We start from the raw sequence: 19,339 nt of genomic DNA, 5'->3' as shown, positions 1-19,339 counted from the left end.
GTCGCGGCCGCTCGGTCCGCGGCGCGCAGGGGGGTGGGCTCGGAGCCGTCGGCGTGCGCGGCCGGGACCCCGAGGGTGAGGAGGACGCCTGCAGCGGCGCCGGCGGTCATCAGGCGGACGAAGGGGGTCATCGTCAGGCTCCGATCCGGGAGAGCGAGTGCGTCCACGAGAAGTTCCAGTTGTCGAGGTAGTAGGAGTACGCGCCGACGTTGAGCCGCTGGCTGCTCGGCCACGGGTCGTACCACTCGATCGTCGAGTCGCTCGGGCGATAACCGCTGATGACCATCATGTGGCCGCCGCCGGAGCTCCACTGGATGCGCGTGAGGACGGGGCGGTTGCCCTGGATCTCCGACGAGATGCCGGAGTAGCTCAGGCGCCCGTTGATGTAGCTGCCGGGGCGGATCCCGAGGGCGGAGAAGGCCTGCTGGTCGTTGGCCAGGGTGGCCTGCGAGTTGGGGCACTGGGTGCCGGTCGAGCGGCCGAAGGCGAGGTTGCAGAAGGTGTTCTGGTTGACCGAGCGCCCGGCGTAGGCGGCGATCGTGCCGCCGGTCGCGGCCCAGCACCAGTTGGACTGCTCCTGGGCCTGAGGGCTGATCGGCAGGGCGACCGCGCCGTCGTCGTAGTGGATGGGTCCGGTGGCCGATGGAGCGGCGGTCAGGGCCGAGGCCGGGGTGGCCGCGGCGGTCATGGAGAGGGCGACGGCGGCGGCGCTCAGCGTGGCGAGCGGTGCCGCGAGGGTGTGGCGGGGGCGGTGCACGGGTCCTCCTCGGGGAGAAATGCGTGGCGAGTGCCGCAACACTAGGGACGGCGGGGCCCCTCGGCAGGGCGAGCGTCACCGCCCGTGACGGTGTGAAATCCCTTCACGGGCAAGGCTCCCGAGGCCCCGCGGGAGGCACGCCCCCGTGGCGTGAAGATTCACGGTCAGAGGAGACGACGTGGAGAGTGGTCGAGTCGCATTCGGTGAGGCCCTGCGTGTCGCGGTGGCCAACCGCGGCCTGTCGCTCGGGCGGGTGCAGGCGCACCTCGGCGCCGCCGGGCACCCGGTCGCGCTGAGCACGCTGAGCCAGTGGCAGCACGGGCGAAGGGTGCCCGCCTCCCCCCGCTCCTTCGCCGTCGTCGACGAGCTCGAGCGGGGTGCTGGCGGGTGCCGGCGGGCACGCCTGCGGGCCCTGCTCGACGAGGACGCGTCGGCGGGCCGCGCGTCGTGCGCCCCGGTCGTCTCCTACGACGAGGCCTTCGGCCGGCTCGTCGAGCAGCTCGACCCGTCGCGCCGCCGGGCCCTCGTCCCGCTCGGTGCCCACGACCGCCTGCAGATCGACGCGAAGGGGGCGATGGTCCAGCGGCGCACGACGATGACGATGCGCGCGGTCTCCGGGACCGACCGCCACGTCGTCGCGCACGGCGTCGAGACCGGTGGCGACGTCGACCTGGTGACGGTGAGCGCGCTCGGTGGGTGCCGGCTGGGGCGGGTGCTGCGCGACCGCGAGGCGGAGGTGGTCGCCGTCGAGATCCACTTCGACCGGTGGCTCGCGCCGGGGGACACCGTCGTCTACGACGTGCAGATCGACGACGCCAACTCCCTTGTCTCCGAGGGCTACTACCGCTGGTCGGCCCAGGAGACCGCGCTCTTGGTCACCGAGGTCTCCTTCGACCGGGCCCAGCTGCCGACGCGGGTCGACGCCTTCCACCGGGCCCACGCCGACGGCCCCGACCTGCGCTCGCACGAGCTGGCCCTCGAGCACGGCGACCGGGTGCACCTCGCCCAGCACGACGCCGCGGTCGGCGTCCACGGGATCCGGTGGGAGTTCGCCGGCTAGCCCCGCCCCACCCCCTTCGCATTGCCCAACGGCAATGCACGCCGTGGTGCGCATTGCCCAACGGCAATGCAGACCCCCTTCGTATCTCCTCAAGGAGATGCGAAGGGGGAGGGGTGTCAGCGGTGGAGGATCTCGCTCGCCATGGCCAGGCCGGCCTCGTGCTCGGGCTGGATGATCCGGCTGACCCCGAGGCGGGTGAGGGCCTCGACGTGCTGACGCGAGCCGGCCTTGGCCCAGATCTCGCGGACGCCGAGCTCGTTGAGCGCGGTGGCGGTCATGAGCGAGGCGGCGACGTGGGTCATGCCGAGGACGACGAGGGTGTCGGGGCGGATGTCGAGCTGCCGCAGGGTCTCCTCGTCGCGGGCCTCGGCGATCGCGAGGTGGTCGATCCGGTCGGCGAGGGCGTCGACCGCGGCCTCGTCGACGTCGACGCCGAGGACCTCGCGCCCCTCCTCGACGAGACGCAGGGCGAGGGCGGAGCCGAACCGGCCGAGCCCGATGACGGCGACGTCGTACCTAGCCAACGAGGATCCTCTCCTCCGGGACCTCGAAGCGCCGAGGTCGGTTGCGCAGCGCCAGGGCGGCGCCGAGGGTGATCGGCCCGAGCCGGCCGAGGAACATCATCGCCACGAGGATCAGCTGCCCGGCCGGCGGGATGTCAGCGGTGATGCCGGTGGACATCCCGACGGTGCCGAAGGCCGAGATCGCCTCGAAGAGCACGACGTCGAGGCGGAAGGGGGTGAGGACGAGCAGCGCGCCGGTCGAGGCGGCGACGAGGCCGGTGCCGAGCAGGGCGACGGTGAGCGCCTGGCGCAGGTTGGCGGGGGAGAGGCGGCGGGTGAGCACGCGCACGGTCGGCTCGCCGCGCAGCTCGGCCCAGATGACGAAGCCGAGGATGGCGAAGGTCGCGACCTTGATGCCGCCGGCGGTGCCGGCGCTGCCGCCGCCGACGAACATCAGACCGTCGAGCAGGAGCAGGCTCTCCTGGCGCACGGCCCCGATGTCGACGCTGTTGAAGCCAGCGGTGCGGGCGACGACGGACTGGAAGGCGGCGGCGAGGATCTTGCCGCCCGTGCCCATCGGGCCGAGGGTGCGCTCGTTGTCCCACTCGACGACGGCGAAGAGCAGGGTGCCGACGACCCACAGCACGACCGAGCCCCAGATGGTGATCGTCGCGTGGATCGTCCACCGGCGATAGGGCTCGCGCCAGTGCTTGAAGAGCTCCCACCAGACGGGGAAGCCGAGACCGCCGACCATCACGGAGATCATGAGCGGCAGGCACATCCACGGGTCCTGCGCCCACTGGACCGCGCTGTCCGGCAGCAGGCCGAAGCCGGCGTTGTTGAAGGCAGAGACGGAGTGGAAGACGCCCGAGTAGATCGCCTCGCCCCATCCGTCGTGGTAGGCGATCCGCAGCCGGACGGCGAGGACCACGGCGGACACGAGCTCGACGGCGAGGGTGAAGCGCAGCACGCCGACGAGCACCTGGCCGGGCGTGCGCTGGGTGAGCGAGCGGGCCTCCGCCCCGGTGAGCACCCCTGCGGGAGCGCTGAGTCGGCGTCCGATGAGCATGACGAGCAGGGTCGCCACGGACATGACGCCGAGTCCGCCGATCTGGATGAGCGCGAGGATGACGAGCTCGCCGAAGGTCGACCAGTGGCCGCCGGTGTCGACCGTGACGAGCCCGGTGACGCAGGTGGCCGAGGTGGCGGTGAAGAGTGCGGTCAGCGCGTCGGTCGACTCCCGGCTCTCGGCCGCGAAGGGGGTCATGAGCACGAGCGTGCCGAGCGCGATCGTCGCCGCGAAGCCCAGCATGACCGTGCGGGCCGGGTTCGCCACGAGACGGTTCAGCAGATGTGCGCTCGGCGCGTCCTGACCCACGCCGCAGGACGCTACTCCTCCTCGGCGCAGACGTCGCTCTCCCGGTCCATGAGGACGTCGCGCAGCGACCGTCTCGAAGGGCGTCAGGGCAGACTGGGCGGATGCGCCGCTTCGAAGAGCTCGCCTGGAGCGAGACCCCCAGGGGTGAGATCAGCCTGCGCCGGCGGATCGAGCCGACGCTCAAGGTCGACGTCTACGAGGTCAAGCTCGGCGACGAGTTCCTCATGTCGAGCCTCTTCACGGTCGCCGAGATCGAGCTGGCCCGCCTCGGTCTGGCCAGGGCGAAGGGGGAGGACCAGCTCGACGTCGTCGTCGGCGGCCTGGGCCTGGGGTGCACCGCCAAGGCGGCGTTGGAGGACCCGCGAGTGCGCTCGGTGCTCGTCGTCGACGCCATGCCCGAGGTCATCGACTGGCACGAGCGCGAGCTGCTGCCGGACGCGCCCGCCGTCGTGCGCGACGAGCGCACTCGCCTGCTCCTCGGCAACTTCTTCGAGCTCGCGGCGTCCGAGCAGGGCTTCGACCCGAACGAGCCCGGCCGGCTGCACGACGCCGTGCTCCTCGACATCGACCACACGCCGCACCACCTGCTCCACCCCGACCACGCCCCCTTCTACTCCGTCGAGGGTCTGCGGCGGCTGCGGGCGCACCTGCGTCCGGGCGGCGTCTTCGCCATGTGGTCCGACGACCCGCCGGACGCCGACTTCTGCGCGCTGCTCGAGCAGGTCTTCGACGAGGTCGAGGCGCACGTCGTCGCCTTCGACAACTTCCTCACCGGCGGGCAGTCGAGCAACACCGTCTACGTCGCGGTCTGAGTCGTCAGCCGGGTCGGTAGACGTCCCGGCGGTGGTCGATCCGCAGGACGAGGACCTCCTGAGCCGAGTCGTTGATCCGGTACAGGACCCGATAGGTGCCACGTCGTGCGGAGTGGATGCCGGCCAGGTCCGCGCGGAGCGGATTCCCCACCCGCCGGGGGTGGGCGATCAGGGCGCCGGTGATGAACTCGATGACGGCGGCCGCGGCGCTCTCGGGCAGGTCGTCGCGGATGGCACGTGCCGCAGGTGGTGCGACGACCAGCTCGTAGGTCGCATCGCTCATGGGCGCAGCGCGCGGACCGCCTCGACGCCGCGCACGACGTCGCCGCTGCGGTAGGCCGCGTCCGCCTCGCGGATGTCCGCCAACGCGTCCGCGTCACTGAGGGCAGCGAGGGTCTCCTCGAGCTCGGACAGGTCGTCGGGGCTGATGAGGACGGCGACCGCGCGACCGTTGCGGGTCACCGTCACCCGCTCGTGCCCGCGCTCGACACGGTCCACCACGTCACTGAAGTGGCTGAGGACCTCGTGGAGGGGCTCGATGCTCATGCACACAATGTGGCCCGCTCGAGGTGTGGCGGCAAGGGCGTGGTCGGAGGAGGGTGGGCTCATGAGCGACCTCATCGACCTCTGCCCGTCGACCCGCGCCATGACCGACCTCGTCACCGGCACACGCGACGACCAGCTCGACGCCGCCCCCGATCGGCATGACGGTGGCGCAGGTCCTCGGTCACGTCCACGACCTCGCCGGCGCCTTCCGTGATGCCGCGACGAAGGGGGAGTCCCTCGCCGCATCGTCCCCGCCGGACCCGGCCGCCTCCGCGCTGCCGGACGACTGGCGCGAGGTGATCCCCCTTCGTCTGGCGGAGCTGGCCTCGGCCTGGCAGGACCCGGCCGCGTGGGAGGGCATGACCCGGGCGGGCGGGCTCGACATGCCCGGTGACGTGGCCGGCGCCGTCGCGCTCGACGAGCTCGTCCTGCACGCCTGGGACCTGGCGAAGGGGACGGGGCAGGCCTTCGAGCCCGACCCCGCGGCGCTGGACGCGGCCGAGGGCTTCTGCGCCCAGATCCTCGACGAGCCCGAGGCGCGGCAGGGGCTCTTCGGGCCGAGGGTCGCTGTGCCGCAGGGCTCCTCGCAGCTCGACCGGGTCCTGGGCCTCGCCGGTCGCGACCCCGCGTGGGTGGCCTGAAGGACTCGGTCAGGCCCCGAGTCGCCGAGCGAGGGCGTAGCCGGCTCCACACACGAGCAGGGCGCTGGCGACGAGGGCCGGCACCCGGCGGGCCGGGAGCCGCTCGTCGCACCGGGACCGCATCGCCTGCGTCGACTGGCTCGAGAGCATCGACGCGGTGCTCTGCGCCGACAGCGCCGACCCCAGGCTCTGCCACGACAGCAGGGAGCCGATCGACATCGACGAGCCGGCCGAGAGGAAGGAGCAGAAGGACCCGATGCTCCCGATCGAGAGCGCCGAGCCGACGCTGCCCACCGAGAGGACCGATGCGTCGGAGCCGATCGACAGGACCGAGTTGCGCGAGGCGATGGACAGGTAGCTCGTCATCGTCACAGTGTGGCGTCCCTTCGGGACGGGCGCGGGGCGCCCGCCCACGCGGAACGCGGGACCCACTCAGGGATCGGGGCAGGGGCCTGGCCGGGAAGGCTGCGGATGACCGGGACAACCGGACGTGGCCAGATCAGGACTTCCCGGCCAGACGGGCCCTCTCAGGCACGAAGGGCGATGCGGGCGGGGTGGGAATGAACCCTCTTCGCTCGTAGTTGAGTCGAGTGAACTCAACTTTTGGGCCACGGATTTGCGCAGGTCGCGGACTGGCTCCTAAGTTGAGCGACAGCAACTCAACTCGCGTCGGGGTGACCACCTCGACCACCCGAACAAAGGAGCGCCTCATGGCCCGTGCCGTTGGCATCGACCTCGGAACCACCAACTCTGCCGTCGCCGTCCTCGAGGGTGGCGAGCCCACGATCATCGCGAACGCCGAGGGCGGTCGCACCACCCCGTCCGTCGTCGCCTTCTCCAAGGGCGGCGAGGTCCTCGTCGGCGACATCGCCAAGCGTCAGGCGGTCACCAACGCCGACCGCACCCTCCGCTCCGTCAAGCGCCACATGGGCACCGACTGGACGACCGAGGACATCGACGGCAAGAAGTACACCGCCCAGGAGATCAGCGCCCGCACGCTGCAGAAGCTCAAGCGCGACGCCGAGTCCTACCTCGGTGAGGACGTCACCGACGCGGTCATCACCGTCCCCGCCTACTTCGACGACGCCGAGCGCCAGGCCACCAAGGAGGCCGGCGAGATCGCGGGCCTCAACGTCCTGCGCATCGTCAACGAGCCCACCGCGGCCGCCCTGGCCTACGGCCTCGACAAGGGCAAGGAGGACGAGCTCATCCTCGTCTTCGACCTCGGTGGCGGCACCTTCGACGTCTCCCTGCTCGAGGTCGGCAAGGACCCCGAGGACGGCTTCTCCACCATCCAGGTCCGCGCGACCTCCGGTGACAACCAGCTCGGTGGTGACGACTGGGACGAGCGGATCGTCAAGCACCTGCTGACCCAGGTCAAGAACAACACGGGCGTCGACCTCTCCGGCGACAAGATCGCCATGCAGCGTCTGCGCGACGCGGCGGAGCAGGCGAAGAAGGAGCTCTCCTCCTCGTCGACCACGTCGATCAACCTGCAGTACCTGTCGATGGGCGAGAACGGCCCCATCCACCTCGACGAGTCGCTCTCCCGCGCGAACTTCGAGCAGATGACCAAGGACCTGCTCGACCGGACCAAGACCCCCTTCGAGAACGTCATCAAGGACGCGGGCGTCCAGCTCTCCGACATCGACCACGTGGTCCTCGTCGGTGGTTCCACCCGCATGCCGGCCGTCAGCTCGCTCGTCAAGGAGCTCACCGGCGGCAAGGAGCCCAACAAGGGCGTCAACCCGGACGAGGTCGTCGCGCTCGGCGCGGCCCTGCAGGCCGGTGTCCTCAAGGGCGAGCGCAAGGACGTCCTGCTCATCGACGTCACGCCGCTCTCCCTCGGCATCGAGACGAAGGGTGGCCTCTTCACCAAGCTCATCGAGCGCAACACCGCCATCCCGACGAAGCGCTCCGAGGTCTTCTCCACCGCCGAGGACAACCAGCCCTCCGTGCTGATCCAGGTCTTCCAGGGTGAGCGCGAGATCGCGCAGCAGAACAAGAACCTCGGCACCTTCGAGCTCTCCGGCATCGCGCCGGCGCCGCGCGGCGTGCCGCAGGTCGAGGTCACCTTCGACATCGACGCCAACGGCATCGTCCACGTGACGGCGAAGGACCGGGGCACCGGCCAGGAGCAGAAGATCACCATCTCCGGCGGCTCCGCGCTGTCGAAGGAGGAGATCGAGCGCATGGTCAAGGAGGCCGAGGCGCACGCCGACGAGGACAAGGCCCGCCGCGAGGAGACCGAGGCCCGCAACAACGCGGAGAACCTCGTCTACTCCACGGACAAGTTCCTCTCCGAGTCCGGTGACAAGCTGACCGACGAGCAGCGCAAGCCCGTCGACGACGCCCTCGCCGACCTCAAGGAGGCCCTCAAGCCGGAGTCCGGCGTGAGCGCCGAGGAGCTGACCAAGAAGGTCGACACCCTCAACGAGGAGTCGCAGAAGATGGGCGCTGCCCTCTACGCGGCGTCCGCGGAGCAGGGCGAGGGCGCGGCCCCCGGCGGTGACGCCGGTGCCGAGCAGCCCGCCCCCGAGGGTGACGACGACATCGTCGACGCCGAGGTCGTCGACGACGACGAGGAGAAGAAGTGACCGACCCCAACCAGCCGATCGACCCCGAGGTGACCGCTGACGCCCAGGCGCAGCCGGCCACCGACCAGGGGGCCGAGGAGCAGGTCGTCGAGGCCGAGGTGGTCGACGAGGACGCAGCCGACGCTGCGCCCGAGTCGGCCGCCCCGGCCGACGGGGCCACCGACGCCGACGGGGCCGCTCAGGCCCCTGGCGAAGGGGAGGCCGCCGGCGACGCCGAGGTCCACCCCGACACGGCCCGCGCCGACCAGCTCCAGGACGACTACCTGCGCCTGCAGGCCGAGTACGTCAACTACAAGCGGCGCGTCGACCGGGACCTCCCGGTGCACAAGACCCGCGCCGCCCACGACGTGCTCGAGTCGCTCCTGCCGGTCCTCGACGAGATCCACCTCGCCGAGCAGCACGGCGACCTGCCGGAGGGCAGCCCCTTCCGCGCGATCGCCGACAAGCTCGAGCAGGTCCTCACCAAGCAGGGGCTGGAGCGCGTGGGCGTCAAGGGCGAGGTCTTCGACCCCAACGTGCACGAGGCCCTCATGCACGGCGCCTGGGACGCGTCCGACCCGGAGCTGCCGAGCGACGCGACGGCCACGACGGTCGTCACCGTGCTCCAGCCCGGCTACCGCGCCGGCGAGCGCGTCCTGCGCGCCGCCCGCGTCGCGGTCGCCGACCCGTCGTAACCCCACCACCCGAGAGGAGGAGACATGGCCAGTCAGGACTGGTTGGACAAGGACTTCTACGCGGTCCTCGGCGTCGCCAAGGACGCTGACACCGCGGAGATCAAGAAGGCCTACCGCAAGCTCGCCAAGCAGTACCACCCCGACCGCAATGCCGGGGACGACGCCGCCGAGCAGAAGTTCAAGGACGTCGGTGAGGCGCACGCCGTGCTCTCCGACCCCAAGGAGCGGCAGGAGTATGACGCCATCCGCTCGATGGCCGGCGGCGGTGCGCGATTCACCGCCGGCGGCCCGGGCGGGGGCGCGGGCTTCGAGGACATCTTCTCCGCCTTCGGCGGGGGAGGGGGCGGCTCGCGGATGCGCTACAGCACCGGCGGCGGCTCCCCCTTCGGCCGGGGTGGGGCGGCGAGCCGACCTCGAGGACATCCTGTCGATGTTCGGCGGGGGCGGCGGCGCCGGCTTCGGCGGGCAGGGTGCGGGCTTCCGCGCCCCGCGGGGCCCGGTCAAGGGCCAGGACCTCACCGCCCGCACCGAGCTGTCCTTCCGCGACGCGGTCGAGGGGCGCACCATCGCCCTGACCGTCAACGGCGAGAAGGTCAACGCCAAGATCCCTGCCGGCGTCAAGGACGGCCAGAAGATCCGCCTGCGCGGCAAGGGAGGTCACGGCGACCAGGGCGGGCCCCGCGGTGACCTCATCCTCACCGTGTCGGTGGGCAAGCACCCGGTCTACGGCCGCGACGGCGACAACCTGACCCTCGACCTGCCGGTGACCTTCGCCGAGGCCGCCCTCGGTGCCACGGTCGCCGTGCCGACCCTCGACGGGTCGCAGGTCAAGGTCAGGATCGCGCCGGGGACCCCGAGCGGCCGCGTCCTGCGGCTCAAGGGACGCGGCATCGCGACGAAGGGGGCCACCGGCGATCTGCTCGCCAAGGTCCAGATCATCGTGCCGACCGAGCTCAGCGACGCCGAGCGCGAGGCCGTCGAGGTCCTGCGCGATGCCCGCACCGACGACCCGCGCGCCGCGCTGGTCGCCGACGCGAGCGCCTGACCGCGACACACTGGTGACGCACCGATGACGAAGGGAGGTGGGCACGTTGGCACGGATCTCCGGCATGAGTGGTGACGACCGCACGCCCGTCTTCGTCATCTCCGTCGCCGCCGAGCTCGCCGGCATGCACGCGCAGACGCTGCGCCAGTACGACCGGATCGGGCTCGTCACCCCCTCGCGCACCCGGGGCGGCGGCCGGCGCTACAGCGCCGCCGACGTCACCCGGCTGCGCGAGGTGCAGCGCCTCTCCCAGGAGGAGGGCGTCTCGCTCGGCGCGATCCAGCGCATCTTCGACCTCGAGCACCAGGTCGAGGCGCTGCGCGCCCGGGTCGCCGAGCTCGACGACGAGCTCGACACCGCGCGTGAGCAGCTCGGGCAGGGCCGGCGCTTCTTCGCCGTCGGCTCGCAGGGTGACATCGTCGCCCTGCGTCACGGGCAGCGCCCGCGGCAGCAGACCGGCGGGCAGGCGCTCGTCGTCTGGCAGCCGCACGGCCGCGCCTGACCTGACAACTCCGCACAACCCTAGGGTTTGCAGAGTTCCGGCTCCCTAACTCTGCAAAACCCTAGGGTCGTGCAGAGTTTGGGCGCGGGTTTCAGACCTGCTCGAGCGCCTCGCCCCACGCCTTCAGGCGCCGCTCGACGGCGGCCTGCTCGGCGGCCAGCCGCTTGAGGCCGTCGGCCGGGTGGATCGGGTCCGGCCACTTGGGGCGCGTGGTGTCCCCTTCGTACTCCCCGCGCAGGCGGCGGCGCACGAGCGGAACGACCTCGCCACGGACGAACCTCGCCTCCGCCTCGATCGCCGCGCGCCAGCCCGAGGGCTCGTTGGGCACGAAGTTGCTCAGCTTGAGCGTGTGCCGCACCCCGATCCGCTCCGCGACGGCCGCCGCCATGCGCTTGTGACCCGGCCGCGACATGTGGATCCGGTCCATGGCCCACAGCGCCCGCTGGTCGTACTCACCCATCCTCGCCTGGTCGACGAGCGTCGCGTCGTGCGTCGCCGCGAGGTCGCGGATCGCGGAGTTGAAGGCCTCGACCCGCCGCACGAGCGGCTTGAGCAGGCCGGAGGCCTGCGGGACGAAGGTCGTGAAGACGACGATCTCGGCGCCAGTGTCGACGAGCCGCCGCAGCGCGGCCTCGTAGCGGGTCGCGATGCCGTCGACGTCGGCACGCAGCGAGAGCAGGTCGTTGCCCCCGGCAGCGAAGGAGATGTGCGTCGGCCGCATGGCGATCGCGAGGTCGAGCTGGTCGGCGACGACCTGGTCGAGGAACTTGCTGCGGATCGCGAGGTTGGCATAGCGCCACGCGGGGTCGGCCCGGCCGAGCTGACGTGCGAACCGGTCCGCCCAGCCCCGCACCTGGTTGGGATAGTGGACGTGCGGGTCGCCCACGCCCTCGGTGAAGGAGTCGCCGACCGCGACGAAGAGCCCACTCATGTCGTGGTCATGCTTGCGGGGCGGTCCGCCCCTGATCAAGGGGAGCGGGGCTCCCTTCGCCATCTCGCCGCCGGGAGTTCACCCGCAGGACGAAGGGAGGGCCGTGGCCGTTGTCGGAGGGCGCTGGCAGGCTGTGCTCCATGCCACTTCCCCAGGACGCCGCCTCGGTCTTCGACCGCAAGAACACCCCGCTCATGCGTCTCGTCGACGCCACCGACCCGCGGGCCCTCGCCGGCCCCAGCCCGTGCGAGGGGTGGTCGGGCCTCGACGTCGTGCAGCACCTCATCGACACGCAGCGCGACTTCCTGCTCAAGGCGGGCGCCGACCTGCCCGACCCGGCCCCGACCGTCGCCGCGCTCGGGCCCGCGACCGCGTGGCGCACCCACGCCGAGGGCGTCGCCCGCCAGCTCGCCGATGACACCCTCGCGGAGCGGCCCTACGAGACCCCCTTCGGCCCGACGACCGTGGGCGCCGCCTTCGACCGCTTCTACGGCTTCGACCTGCTCGTCCACCGCTGGGACATCGGTGCGTCCGCGGGCGTCCCCGTCGAGCTGACGGACCGCGAGCTCGACCAGGTCGAGGAGGCGATCGCCGGCTTCGGCGAGCACATCCGAGGCGCCGGCGTCTGCGGCCCCGCCGTCGAGGTCGGCCCCGACGCCTCGCGTCAGGACCGGGTCATCGGCCTGACCGGCCGCGACCCGCGCGCCCACGCTGGCTGAGGAGGCCGCCCGCGGCCGTCTCGAAGCCCCTTGCCGCAGCGCCGCTTCCAACCGGCGAGCAGCCGGCGGCCTGTCGGCGTTGATGTCACCTGGTCCCCCGGAGAGGGGCAACCAGGTGACACCAACGACGCCGGGTGGTGCCAACGCTGCCGGGGTCGCGGGCGGGCGAAGGGGGCCGACCCGGGTCAGGCGAGCGCCTCGCCCAGCCCGGTGAGCAGCCGGTCGACGTCGGAGTCGTCGGTGTACGGCGCGACGCCGACCCGGATCCCGGAGTCGACGTCGAGGCCGAGCGCGCGGAAGGGCTCGTGCGCGTAGAAGGTGCCGGCCAGCGCGAGCACGTCCGCGGCGGCGAGCTGTGCGGCGACCGCGCGGGCATCACCGCCCGGCAGGGTGAAGAAGAGCGTCGGGGTGCGCTCGGCGGCCCGCGAGTGGAGCACGACCCGGTCGCCGAGGTCGGCGAGCGCCCCCTCGATCCGCTGGCGCAGCCGGGTCTCGTGCGCGTGGACGAGGTCGTGCGCGGCAGCGAGCCGCTCCCGGCGTGACGGTCCCTGCGGTGCCAGTGACGCGATGACGTCGACCGCCGCGGTGGCGCCGGCCATGATCTCGTAGGGCAGCGTCCCGAGCTCGAATCGCTCCGGCACCACATCGGTCGAGGGCAGCAGTTTGTCGGGCCGGAGGCCGTGCAGGAGAGCTGGATCCGCCGCCAGCGCTGCGCAGTGCGGACCGAAGAACTTGTACGGCGAGCACACGAAGAGGTCGGCGCCGAGCGCCGCGACGTCGATGTGCGCGTGCGCCGTCAGGTGCACGCCGTCGACGTGCACGAGCGCCCCGACCGCGTGCGCCCGCTCGGCGATGCGGGCCACCGGCGGACGAGTGCCGAGCAGGTTCGACGCACCCGTCACCGCGACGAGTCGCGTGCGCTCGGTGACGACCTCGTCGAGGTCGGTGAGGTCCAGCTCGGCCGTCGCGCGGTCGAGTCGCAGCCACCGCACGCTCGCCCCGACGGCCTCGGCGGCCTGGACCCACGGCCGCACGTTGCAGTCGTGGTCGAGCTCGGTGACGACGACCTCGTCACCCGGCCCCCACCCCTTCGCCAGCGCCCGTGAGATGTCGTAGGTGAGCTGGGTGGCGCTGCGGCCGTAGACGATCCCGTCGGGTGAGGCCCCGAGCAGGTCAGCCATCGCGGAGCGAAATGCGGCGATGGCCGCTTCGGCGTTGCGCTCGCTCGCCACGGAGGAGCCGCGGTTGGACAGCGGTCCGGTGAGCGTCGCGGCGATCGCCTCGCCGACCTCGGCGGGTGTCTGGGTGCCGCCCGGCCCGTCGAAGTGGGCGATGCCGGAGCGAAGGGAGGGGAAGCGGGCGCGGAGTGCGGCGACGTCGACGGACATGTCGTGATCATGCCCACCGACGTCGCCGACGGGGAAGGGGGTCAGCTCACCGCGGCCGCGAGCCGGGCCAGCGAGTCCTCGAGCTGAGACTCCTGCACGAGTGGGAAGCCGACCTTCTCGAGCAGGGCCTGGTCGGTGACCTTGCTCCAGTCGTAGGTGTGGGTGACGAGGGTGCTGTCGGGACCCTGCGGTTCCAGCTCCCACAGCCACTCCCACCCGGGCGGCTCGGTGCCGGCGGGCGCGGTCTTCCAGCCGACCATCTTGTGGGGGTCGTATGCGGTGACGTGGTTGTCCGTCTGGTACTCGCCGCCCATGTGGTCGCCGGACATGTTCATCGTGAAGACGTCGCCGACGGCCTGGATCCGGTCGGTCTTCTCGTCCGACCGGACGAAGCCGGAGCCGTCGAGCTCGGCGTGCCGCTCGGGGTTGGTGAGCACCTCGAAGACGTCCTTGGCGGGCGCGTCGATGGTGCGCTGGACAGTGATCTTCTGCTCTTGTGCCATGCCGTCGACGACACCACGCGTGCCGTCCGATGTCCACCCCCGTGGGCGTGACAGGCTGGTGCCATGTCCGAGCACCTGATGGTCTTCCCCGACCGTGACGACGCCGACCGCATCGCCGAGGACCTGCGCGACGAGGGCTTCACCGAGGTCCGCGTCGTGCGCGAGGCCCTGGCCGGTGAGGACGACAGCGAGGACCACGAGTGGGCCGTCCACGTCACCGAGGAGATGGTCGCCGACGAGTCCGGGGCGGTCGCCAAGGGGCTGCGTGAGCGCTTCGCCAAGCTCGCCGAGGACCACGACGGCTGGTACGACCCGGAGCCGCGCGCCTGATCCTGCCGGCTCCCCTTCGCGCTGGCGCCGGGCGAAGGGAGAAGGATCCCGCACGATTTTCGGCGACGCGCCCGCCCTGTGTCACGATACGGTGACGAACTTGCCCACGGACGGTCCTGCCCCACGGAGTCCACGGGTCCCCGACAACCGGAGGTTGCCCCGTGGCATCTGGGAGTGAGCCCGTCGGGCGCCATCGCGCCCTCGGCGAGCGTGGCATGGCCTCGCGCCGCAACGCCCGCCAGACGCGTCGCTTCTACACGCTGACGGCCGCCAGCACGATCATCCCGGGGCTGGGTCTGATCCACACCCGGCGCCGCACCGGCATCGCCCTGGTCGCGGGCTTCTTCCTCACGATCCTCGCCGTCTGCGCGTGGGGTCTGGCGAAGGGGGTGACCTCCTCGGTCATCAGCGTCGGCGTCAGCCGCAGCGCCCTGATGGTCCTCATCCCGGTCATCCTCGTCGGCGCCCTCGTGTGGATCTGGGGCATCGTCGTCACCGCTCGCGACAACATGCCCGAGGGCAGCCACGGCCGGCCGAAGGTCGCGATGGTCGTCTTCGCCGCGCTCGCGGCCCTGCTGATCTTCGCGCCTGCCGCGCAGTCGGTGCGCTATGCCGTCATCCAGCGCTCGCTCATCGGCTCGGTCTTCGACCAGCTGCGCCCCGCCGGCGCGGCCGCGCCGGGCGATGGTGACGACCCGTGGGCCGGCACCGACCGGGTCAACGTCATGCTCGTCGGCTCCGACGCGGGCGAGGACCGCGACGGCATCCGCCCCGACTCCGTCATGGTCGCGAGCGTCGACACGAAGACCGGCGAGACCGTGCTCTTCGGCATCCCGCGCAACCTGCAGAACATCCCCTTCTCCGAGGACAACCCGCTGTCGGAGCAGTACCCCGAGGGGTTCAACTGCGGCGACCAGTGCCTCATGGAGTACGTCTGGACCCTCGGTCGGGACAACGCCGAGCTCTTCCCCGGCGACGACAACCCCGGCCTGACCGTCACGAAGGATGCTGCCTCGCAGATCCTCGGCCTCGACATCGACTACACCACCGTCATCGACCTGCAGGGCTTCACCCAGCTCGTCGACGCGATGGGCGGCGTGACGATCGACGTCAAGGAGCGGGTGTGCATCGGCTGCAAGATCGAGGGCGGCGTCGTCGTCGGCACGACCGGCTACATCGAGCCGGGCGTGCAGAAGCTCGACGGCTACCACGCCCTCTGGTACTCGCGCTCCCGGGCCGAGTCGAGTGACGGTGACTTCTCGCGGATGCGCCGCCAGCGCTGCATGGTGGGCGCGCTGCTCAACCAGGTGAACCCGACCTCGATGCTCGTGCGCTACCCCAAGCTCGCGAAGACGCTCGAGGACAACGTCAAGGTCGACATCCCGCAGCAGGACCTCAAGGCGTGGTCCGAGCTCGTCCTGCGGATCCAGGACGGCGGCAAGATCAAGTCGCTGCCCCTGACCAACAAGAACATCGACGTCAACAACCCCGACTACGTCGAGATCCACGAGATGGTCCAGGACGCGATCAACCCGCCGCCCCCGGCGCCCAAGACGAAGACCTCGACCACCCCGTCGACCTCGACGACCGCGCCCTCGTCCACCTCGACGACCAACGGCGACGAGCTCAGCGACATCACCGCCACCTGCTGACCCCGAGACTCTGCATTGCCCAACGGCAATGCACTCTCTCGATGTCAAGGCTTTGCGGACCGGTCGGCTGCAGGCGCCTCCGGACGAAGGGGGACGGCTGCGCCCGCCGAAGTCCTTCGACTCGTGGGCGCGTCGCGTTGTCGTGCCTGACTTCGGCTTGATGTGCGCAGCCATCCCCCTTCGGCCTGCGGCTCCCGGGCGTCGCCGTGGCGCCAACCGGGTCAGCGGACGGTGAGGAGGGTTGGCGTGGCGTCAAGCCGAAGTCGAGAACGACAACTCGGCCACACGACAACGAAGGACTTCGGCAGCGCGCCGACCCTCCTCGCCGGGAGCGGGGTGGGGCACAGCCGTCCCCCTTCGTCCGGAGGCGGGAGCGGGTGGGGCGATAGAATTGCGCGGCGACAGAGTTGAGCGGAATAGACTCAACTCTGGGGAGGTTGGTCAGAGCAGAGACCACCCGCCAGCAGTAGAGGAGACCCATGGACTTCCAGCCCACCACCAAGGTGGCCGAGGCGCTCGCCCTGGCCCAGCGTTCGGCCCAGACCGAGGGGCACCCCGAGGTCACGCCCGACCACCTCGTGAGCGCCCTCGTGCAGCTCGACACCCCGCAGTGCGACACCCTCCTGCAGGCCGCCGGGACCGGCGCGGGCCACGTCCTCGCGCAGGCCGACGCGGCCGTTCGGGCGCTGCCGACCACGAGTGGTGCGGCGAGCTCCCCTTCGCTCGGACGCAGCCTGCTCGCCGTGCTCCAGCAGGGCGACACCCTCATGCGGGCGAAGGGGGACACCCACCTCGCCCTCGACCTGCTCCTGCTCGCCCTCGCCGAGACCGGCCACCTCGCGGCCGTCGAGAAGCGCGGCGCCCGTGACATGGAGACGAAGATCGACGAGCTGCGCGGCGGCCGCCGGGTCACCTCCGAGACGCCCGCCGACGGCGGCGAGTCGCTGGCGGAGTACGGCACCGACCTCACCCAGGCGGCGCGCGACGGCAAGCTCGACCCGGTCATCGGCCGCGACGCCGAGATCCGTCGGGTCGTCCAGGTGCTCTCCCGCCGCACGAAGAACAACCCCGTCCTCATCGGCGAGCCCGGCGTCGGCAAGACCGCCGTCGTCGAGGGGCTGGCCCAGCGCATCGTCGACGGCGACGTGCCCGAGTCGCTGCGCGACAAGCGGCTCGTGAGCCTCGACCTCGGCGCGATGGTCGCCGGCGCGAAGTACCGCGGCGAGTTCGAGGAGCGGCTCAAGGCGGTGCTCGAGGAGATCAAGGCGAGCGAAGGGGAGGTCGTCACCTTCATCGACGAGCTCCACACGGTCGTCGGTGCCGGCGCGTCCGGCGAGGGCGCCATGGACGCGGGCAACATGCTCAAGCCGATGCTCGCCCGTGGCGAGCTGCGGCTCGTGGGTGCGACGACGCTCGACGAGTTCCGCGAGCACATCGAGAAGGACCCGGCGCTCGAGCGCCGCTTCCAGCAGGTCTTCGTCGGTGAGCCGAGCGTCGAGGACACGATCGCGATCCTGCGCGGCCTCAAGGAGCGCTACGAGGCGCACCACAAGGTCGAGATCGAGGACACCGCGCTCGTCGCGGCGGCCTCGCTGTCCGACCGCTACATCACCGGCCGGCAGCTGCCCGACAAGGCGATCGACCTCGTCGACGAGGCAGCGTCGCGACTGCGCATGGAGATCGACTCCAGCCCGGTCGAGATCGACGAGCTGCGCCGTGCCGTCGACCGGCTGAAGATGGAGGAGCTGCACCTGGCCAAGGAGTCGGACGCAGCCTCCGTCGACCGGCTCGAGCGGCTGCGCGCCGACCTCGCCGACAAGTCCGAGGAGCTCGCCGCGCTCACCGCGCGGTGGGAGGCGGAGAAGTCCGGCCTCAACCGGGTCGGTGACCTCAAGGCGCGCGTCGACGAGCTGCGCACGCAGGCCGACCGGCTGCAGCGCGAGGGCGACTACGAGGGCGCGTCCAAGTTGCTCTACGGCGACATCCCCGCCGCCGAGCAGGAGCTGGCCGCTGCCCAGGCGCAGGAGTCCGAGGTCGAGTCGAGCGAGGGCTCGCCGATGGTCAAGGACCGCGTCGGCAGCGACGACATCGCCGAGGTCATCTCGGCCTGGACCGGCATCCCCGCCGGCCGGCTGCTGCAGGGCGAGAGCGAAAAGCTGCTGAGCATGGAGTCGATCATCGGCTCGCGGCTCATCGGCCAGACCGACGCCGTGCGCGCCGTCTCCGACGCGGTGCGACGCTCGCGGGCCGGCATCGCCGACCCTGACCGGCCGACCGGGTCCTTCCTCTTCCTCGGCCCGACGGGTGTCGGCAAGACCGAGCTGGCGAAGTCGCTGGCCGACTTCCTCTTCGACGACGAGCGCGCGATGGTGCGCATCGACATGTCGGAGTACGCCGAGCGGCACGCGGTCGCGCGTCTCATCGGTGCGCCTCCCGGCTATGTCGGCTACGAGGAGGGTGGCCAGCTCACCGAGGCGGTGCGCCGGCGTCCCTACTCCGTCGTGCTGCTCGACGAGGTGGAGAAGGCGCACCCGGAGACCTTCGACATCCTCCTGCAGGTGCTCGACGACGGGCGCCTGACGGACGGGCAGGGCCGCACGGTCGACTTCCGCAACGTCATCCTCGTGATGACCTCCAACCTCGGCAGCCAGTTCCTCACGGACCCGCTGCTCGAAGGGGAGGCCCGGCGCGAGTCGGTCATGGGCGTCGTGCGGCAGGCCTTCAAGCCGGAGTTCCTCAACCGGCTCGACGAGGTCGTCATCTTCGATGCGCTGAGCCGTGACGAGCTCGGCCACATCGTCGAGCTGCAGGTGCACGAGCTCGCCGGCCGCCTCGCCGACCGGCGGATCGACCTCGAGGTCACCCCGGCCGCCCGCGAGTGGCTCGCCGAGAGCGGCTACGACCCGGCCTACGGTGCCCGCCCGCTGCGCCGCCTGGTGCAGCGCGAGATCGGTGACCGGCTGGCCACCGCCCTGCTCGCCGGCGACGTGCGCGACGGCTCGACCGTCGTCGTCGACCGCGACGAGGAGGGTGGCGGGCTCTCCCTTCGCTGAACCGGTCCCGCAACTGTGCAGAACCCTGGGGTCTTGCACAGTTGCGGGAAGGCAACCCTGCAAGACCCTAGGGTTGTGCAGGGTTGTCGGCAGGGGGCGCCTCCCGGCTGGCAGGCTGGGGGCGTGCGAGCTCGCGAACACGTCCTCGTCGTCGGTGGCGGCATCGCCGGTCTGGCCCCTCGCCGCCGCCCTCGACCCCCGCCGGGTCCACGTGACCCTCGTCGAGGAACGGCCCCGAGCGGGCCGGC

General features: G+C 71.5%; 19 protein-coding genes and 1 pseudogene. 11 read left to right on the top strand and 9 right to left on the bottom strand.

The genetic code is table 11. From position 1 onward, the window contains the following. Positions 1-133: 133 nt before the first annotated feature. Entirely contained in the window at positions 134-757 is a 624-nt protein-coding gene (locus AC2W7J_RS05595) for a papain-like cysteine protease family protein (RefSeq protein WP_255184573.1), read from the bottom strand. A 178-nt stretch (positions 758-935) separates the two neighbouring features. Between AC2W7J_RS05595 and AC2W7J_RS05590 the strand changes: the two genes are divergently transcribed. Continuing rightward, positions 936-1,817: a hypothetical protein gene (locus AC2W7J_RS05590; RefSeq protein ID WP_485981716.1), complete on the top strand. Its 882-nt coding sequence runs from the start codon at positions 936-938 to the stop codon at positions 1,815-1,817. Between the two features lie 116 nt (positions 1,818-1,933). On the opposite strand, the gene AC2W7J_RS05585 is transcribed toward AC2W7J_RS05590, so the two are convergent. Then, positions 1,934-2,341 (bottom strand): potassium channel family protein, encoded by a 408-nt coding sequence (locus AC2W7J_RS05585; protein WP_255184571.1) that lies wholly within the window; start codon positions 2,339-2,341, stop codon positions 1,934-1,936. Further along, entirely contained in the window at positions 2,334-3,656 is a 1,323-nt protein-coding gene (locus AC2W7J_RS05580; RefSeq protein ID WP_485981715.1) for a TrkH family potassium uptake protein, read from the bottom strand. Before AC2W7J_RS05580 ends, AC2W7J_RS05585 begins: the two co-directional genes overlap by 8 nt. A 143-nt stretch (positions 3,657-3,799) precedes the next feature. Between AC2W7J_RS05580 and AC2W7J_RS05575 the strand changes: the two genes are divergently transcribed. Further along, positions 3,800-4,510 (top strand): polyamine aminopropyltransferase, encoded by a 711-nt coding sequence (locus AC2W7J_RS05575; protein WP_255184569.1) that lies wholly within the window; start codon positions 3,800-3,802, stop codon positions 4,508-4,510. 4 nt (positions 4,511-4,514) lie between these two features. Here the strand turns inward: AC2W7J_RS05575 and AC2W7J_RS05570 are convergent, their stop codons facing one another. Then, positions 4,515-4,793 carry a type II toxin-antitoxin system RelE family toxin gene (locus AC2W7J_RS05570; protein WP_485981714.1) on the bottom strand — a complete coding sequence of 93 codons (279 nt, stop codon included), beginning with the start codon at positions 4,791-4,793 and terminating at the stop codon, positions 4,515-4,517. After that, positions 4,790-5,056, bottom strand: a complete 267-nt coding sequence (locus tag AC2W7J_RS05565; RefSeq protein WP_485981713.1) for a type II toxin-antitoxin system Phd/YefM family antitoxin — start codon at positions 5,054-5,056, stop codon at positions 4,790-4,792. The genes AC2W7J_RS05570 and AC2W7J_RS05565 overlap by 4 nt, the downstream gene beginning before the upstream one ends. 158 nt (positions 5,057-5,214) lie before the next feature. Here AC2W7J_RS05565 and AC2W7J_RS05560 point away from each other — a divergent pair, with 158 nt between their 5' ends. Next, entirely contained in the window at positions 5,215-5,697 is a 483-nt protein-coding gene (locus tag AC2W7J_RS05560) for a TIGR03086 family metal-binding protein (RefSeq protein WP_485981712.1), read from the top strand. Positions 5,698-5,706: 9 nt separating this feature from the next. Here AC2W7J_RS05560 and AC2W7J_RS05555 read toward each other — a convergent pair whose 3' ends face one another. Next, positions 5,707-6,063 carry a hypothetical protein gene (locus tag AC2W7J_RS05555; protein ID WP_255184565.1) on the bottom strand — a complete coding sequence of 119 codons (357 nt, stop codon included), beginning with the start codon at positions 6,061-6,063 and terminating at the stop codon, positions 5,707-5,709. Positions 6,064-6,407: 344 nt separating this feature from the next. Here AC2W7J_RS05555 and dnaK point away from each other — a divergent pair, with 344 nt between their 5' ends. The 4 genes and pseudogenes from dnaK to AC2W7J_RS05535 all read left to right on the top strand — a co-directional run bounded on the left by dnaK (position 6,408) and on the right by AC2W7J_RS05535 (position 10,515). After that, positions 6,408-8,294, top strand: coding sequence for a molecular chaperone DnaK (gene dnaK, locus AC2W7J_RS05550; protein ID WP_427801585.1), 1,887 nt, complete (start codon positions 6,408-6,410; stop codon positions 8,292-8,294). Continuing rightward, on the top strand, positions 8,291-8,968 hold the full coding sequence (locus AC2W7J_RS05545; protein WP_485981711.1) for a nucleotide exchange factor GrpE: 678 nt from the start codon (positions 8,291-8,293) through the stop codon (positions 8,966-8,968). The genes dnaK and AC2W7J_RS05545 overlap by 4 nt, the downstream gene beginning before the upstream one ends. A 24-nt stretch (positions 8,969-8,992) precedes the next feature. Continuing rightward, a pseudogene (locus tag AC2W7J_RS05540) lies at positions 8,993-10,013 on the top strand (DnaJ C-terminal domain-containing protein). 64 nt (positions 10,014-10,077) lie between these two features. After that, entirely contained in the window at positions 10,078-10,515 is a 438-nt protein-coding gene (locus AC2W7J_RS05535; protein ID WP_485981717.1) for a heat shock protein transcriptional repressor HspR, read from the top strand. 91 nt (positions 10,516-10,606) lie between these two features. On the opposite strand, the gene AC2W7J_RS05530 is transcribed toward AC2W7J_RS05535, so the two are convergent. Continuing rightward, complete coding sequence (locus AC2W7J_RS05530; protein ID WP_427801581.1) at positions 10,607-11,446, bottom strand: SGNH/GDSL hydrolase family protein; 840 nt, start codon at positions 11,444-11,446, stop codon at positions 10,607-10,609. Positions 11,447-11,586: 140 nt separating this feature from the next. Here AC2W7J_RS05530 and AC2W7J_RS05525 point away from each other — a divergent pair, with 140 nt between their 5' ends. After that, positions 11,587-12,165 carry a maleylpyruvate isomerase family mycothiol-dependent enzyme gene (locus tag AC2W7J_RS05525; RefSeq protein WP_255184558.1) on the top strand — a complete coding sequence of 193 codons (579 nt, stop codon included), beginning with the start codon at positions 11,587-11,589 and terminating at the stop codon, positions 12,163-12,165. A gap of 185 nt (positions 12,166-12,350) precedes the next feature. On the opposite strand, the gene AC2W7J_RS05520 is transcribed toward AC2W7J_RS05525, so the two are convergent. Both AC2W7J_RS05520 and AC2W7J_RS05515 read right to left on the bottom strand, forming a co-directional pair. Then, positions 12,351-13,553 carry a cysteine desulfurase-like protein gene (locus AC2W7J_RS05520; protein WP_485981710.1) on the bottom strand — a complete coding sequence of 401 codons (1,203 nt, stop codon included), beginning with the start codon at positions 13,551-13,553 and terminating at the stop codon, positions 12,351-12,353. 41 nt (positions 13,554-13,594) lie between these two features. Continuing rightward, positions 13,595-14,056 (bottom strand): SRPBCC family protein, encoded by a 462-nt coding sequence (locus AC2W7J_RS05515; protein ID WP_421008894.1) that lies wholly within the window; start codon positions 14,054-14,056, stop codon positions 13,595-13,597. Positions 14,057-14,119: 63 nt separating this feature from the next. On the opposite strand from AC2W7J_RS05515, the gene AC2W7J_RS05510 reads away from it, so the two are divergent. The 3 genes from AC2W7J_RS05510 (at position 14,120) to clpB (ending at position 19,091) form a co-directional block, all read left to right on the top strand. Beyond that, on the top strand, positions 14,120-14,386 hold the full coding sequence (locus AC2W7J_RS05510; RefSeq protein ID WP_421008893.1) for a ribonuclease E inhibitor RraB: 267 nt from the start codon (positions 14,120-14,122) through the stop codon (positions 14,384-14,386). Between the two features lie 161 nt (positions 14,387-14,547). Continuing rightward, complete coding sequence (locus AC2W7J_RS05505) at positions 14,548-16,038, top strand: LCP family protein (RefSeq protein ID WP_485981709.1); 1,491 nt, start codon at positions 14,548-14,550, stop codon at positions 16,036-16,038. A gap of 479 nt (positions 16,039-16,517) precedes the next feature. Next, positions 16,518-19,091, top strand: coding sequence for an ATP-dependent chaperone ClpB (gene clpB, locus AC2W7J_RS05500; protein ID WP_485981708.1), 2,574 nt, complete (start codon positions 16,518-16,520; stop codon positions 19,089-19,091). Positions 19,092-19,339 lie beyond the last annotated feature (248 nt).

Source organism: Janibacter sp. CFPM2_SD2, from assembly GCF_057364645.1.
This window is presented reverse-complemented; position numbering and strand designations above follow the sequence as displayed.

What these genes read in the sequence shown, in the direction of transcription:
- AC2W7J_RS05575 (WP_255184569.1), top strand. Translation starts at nt 3,800, where the DNA reads ATGCGCCGCTTCGAAGAGCTCGCCTGGAGCGAGACCCCCAGGGGTGAG.
- AC2W7J_RS05570 (WP_485981714.1), bottom strand. Translation starts at nt 4,793, where the DNA reads ATGAGCGATGCGACCTACGAGCTGGTCGTCGCACCACCTGCGGCACGT.
- AC2W7J_RS05565 (WP_485981713.1), bottom strand. Translation starts at nt 5,056, where the DNA reads ATGAGCATCGAGCCCCTCCACGAGGTCCTCAGCCACTTCAGTGACGTG.
- AC2W7J_RS05560 (WP_485981712.1), top strand. Translation starts at nt 5,215, where the DNA reads ATGACGGTGGCGCAGGTCCTCGGTCACGTCCACGACCTCGCCGGCGCC.
- AC2W7J_RS05555 (WP_255184565.1), bottom strand. Translation starts at nt 6,063, where the DNA reads ATGACGAGCTACCTGTCCATCGCCTCGCGCAACTCGGTCCTGTCGATC.
- dnaK (WP_427801585.1), top strand. Translation starts at nt 6,408, where the DNA reads ATGGCCCGTGCCGTTGGCATCGACCTCGGAACCACCAACTCTGCCGTC.
- AC2W7J_RS05535 (WP_485981717.1), top strand. Translation starts at nt 10,078, where the DNA reads ATGAGTGGTGACGACCGCACGCCCGTCTTCGTCATCTCCGTCGCCGCC.
- AC2W7J_RS05530 (WP_427801581.1), bottom strand. Translation starts at nt 11,446, where the DNA reads ATGAGTGGGCTCTTCGTCGCGGTCGGCGACTCCTTCACCGAGGGCGTG.
- AC2W7J_RS05525 (WP_255184558.1), top strand. Translation starts at nt 11,587, where the DNA reads ATGCCACTTCCCCAGGACGCCGCCTCGGTCTTCGACCGCAAGAACACC.
- AC2W7J_RS05520 (WP_485981710.1), bottom strand. Translation starts at nt 13,553, where the DNA reads ATGTCCGTCGACGTCGCCGCACTCCGCGCCCGCTTCCCCTCCCTTCGC.
- AC2W7J_RS05515 (WP_421008894.1), bottom strand. Translation starts at nt 14,056, where the DNA reads ATGGCACAAGAGCAGAAGATCACTGTCCAGCGCACCATCGACGCGCCC.
- AC2W7J_RS05510 (WP_421008893.1), top strand. Translation starts at nt 14,120, where the DNA reads ATGTCCGAGCACCTGATGGTCTTCCCCGACCGTGACGACGCCGACCGC.
- clpB (WP_485981708.1), top strand. Translation starts at nt 16,518, where the DNA reads ATGGACTTCCAGCCCACCACCAAGGTGGCCGAGGCGCTCGCCCTGGCC.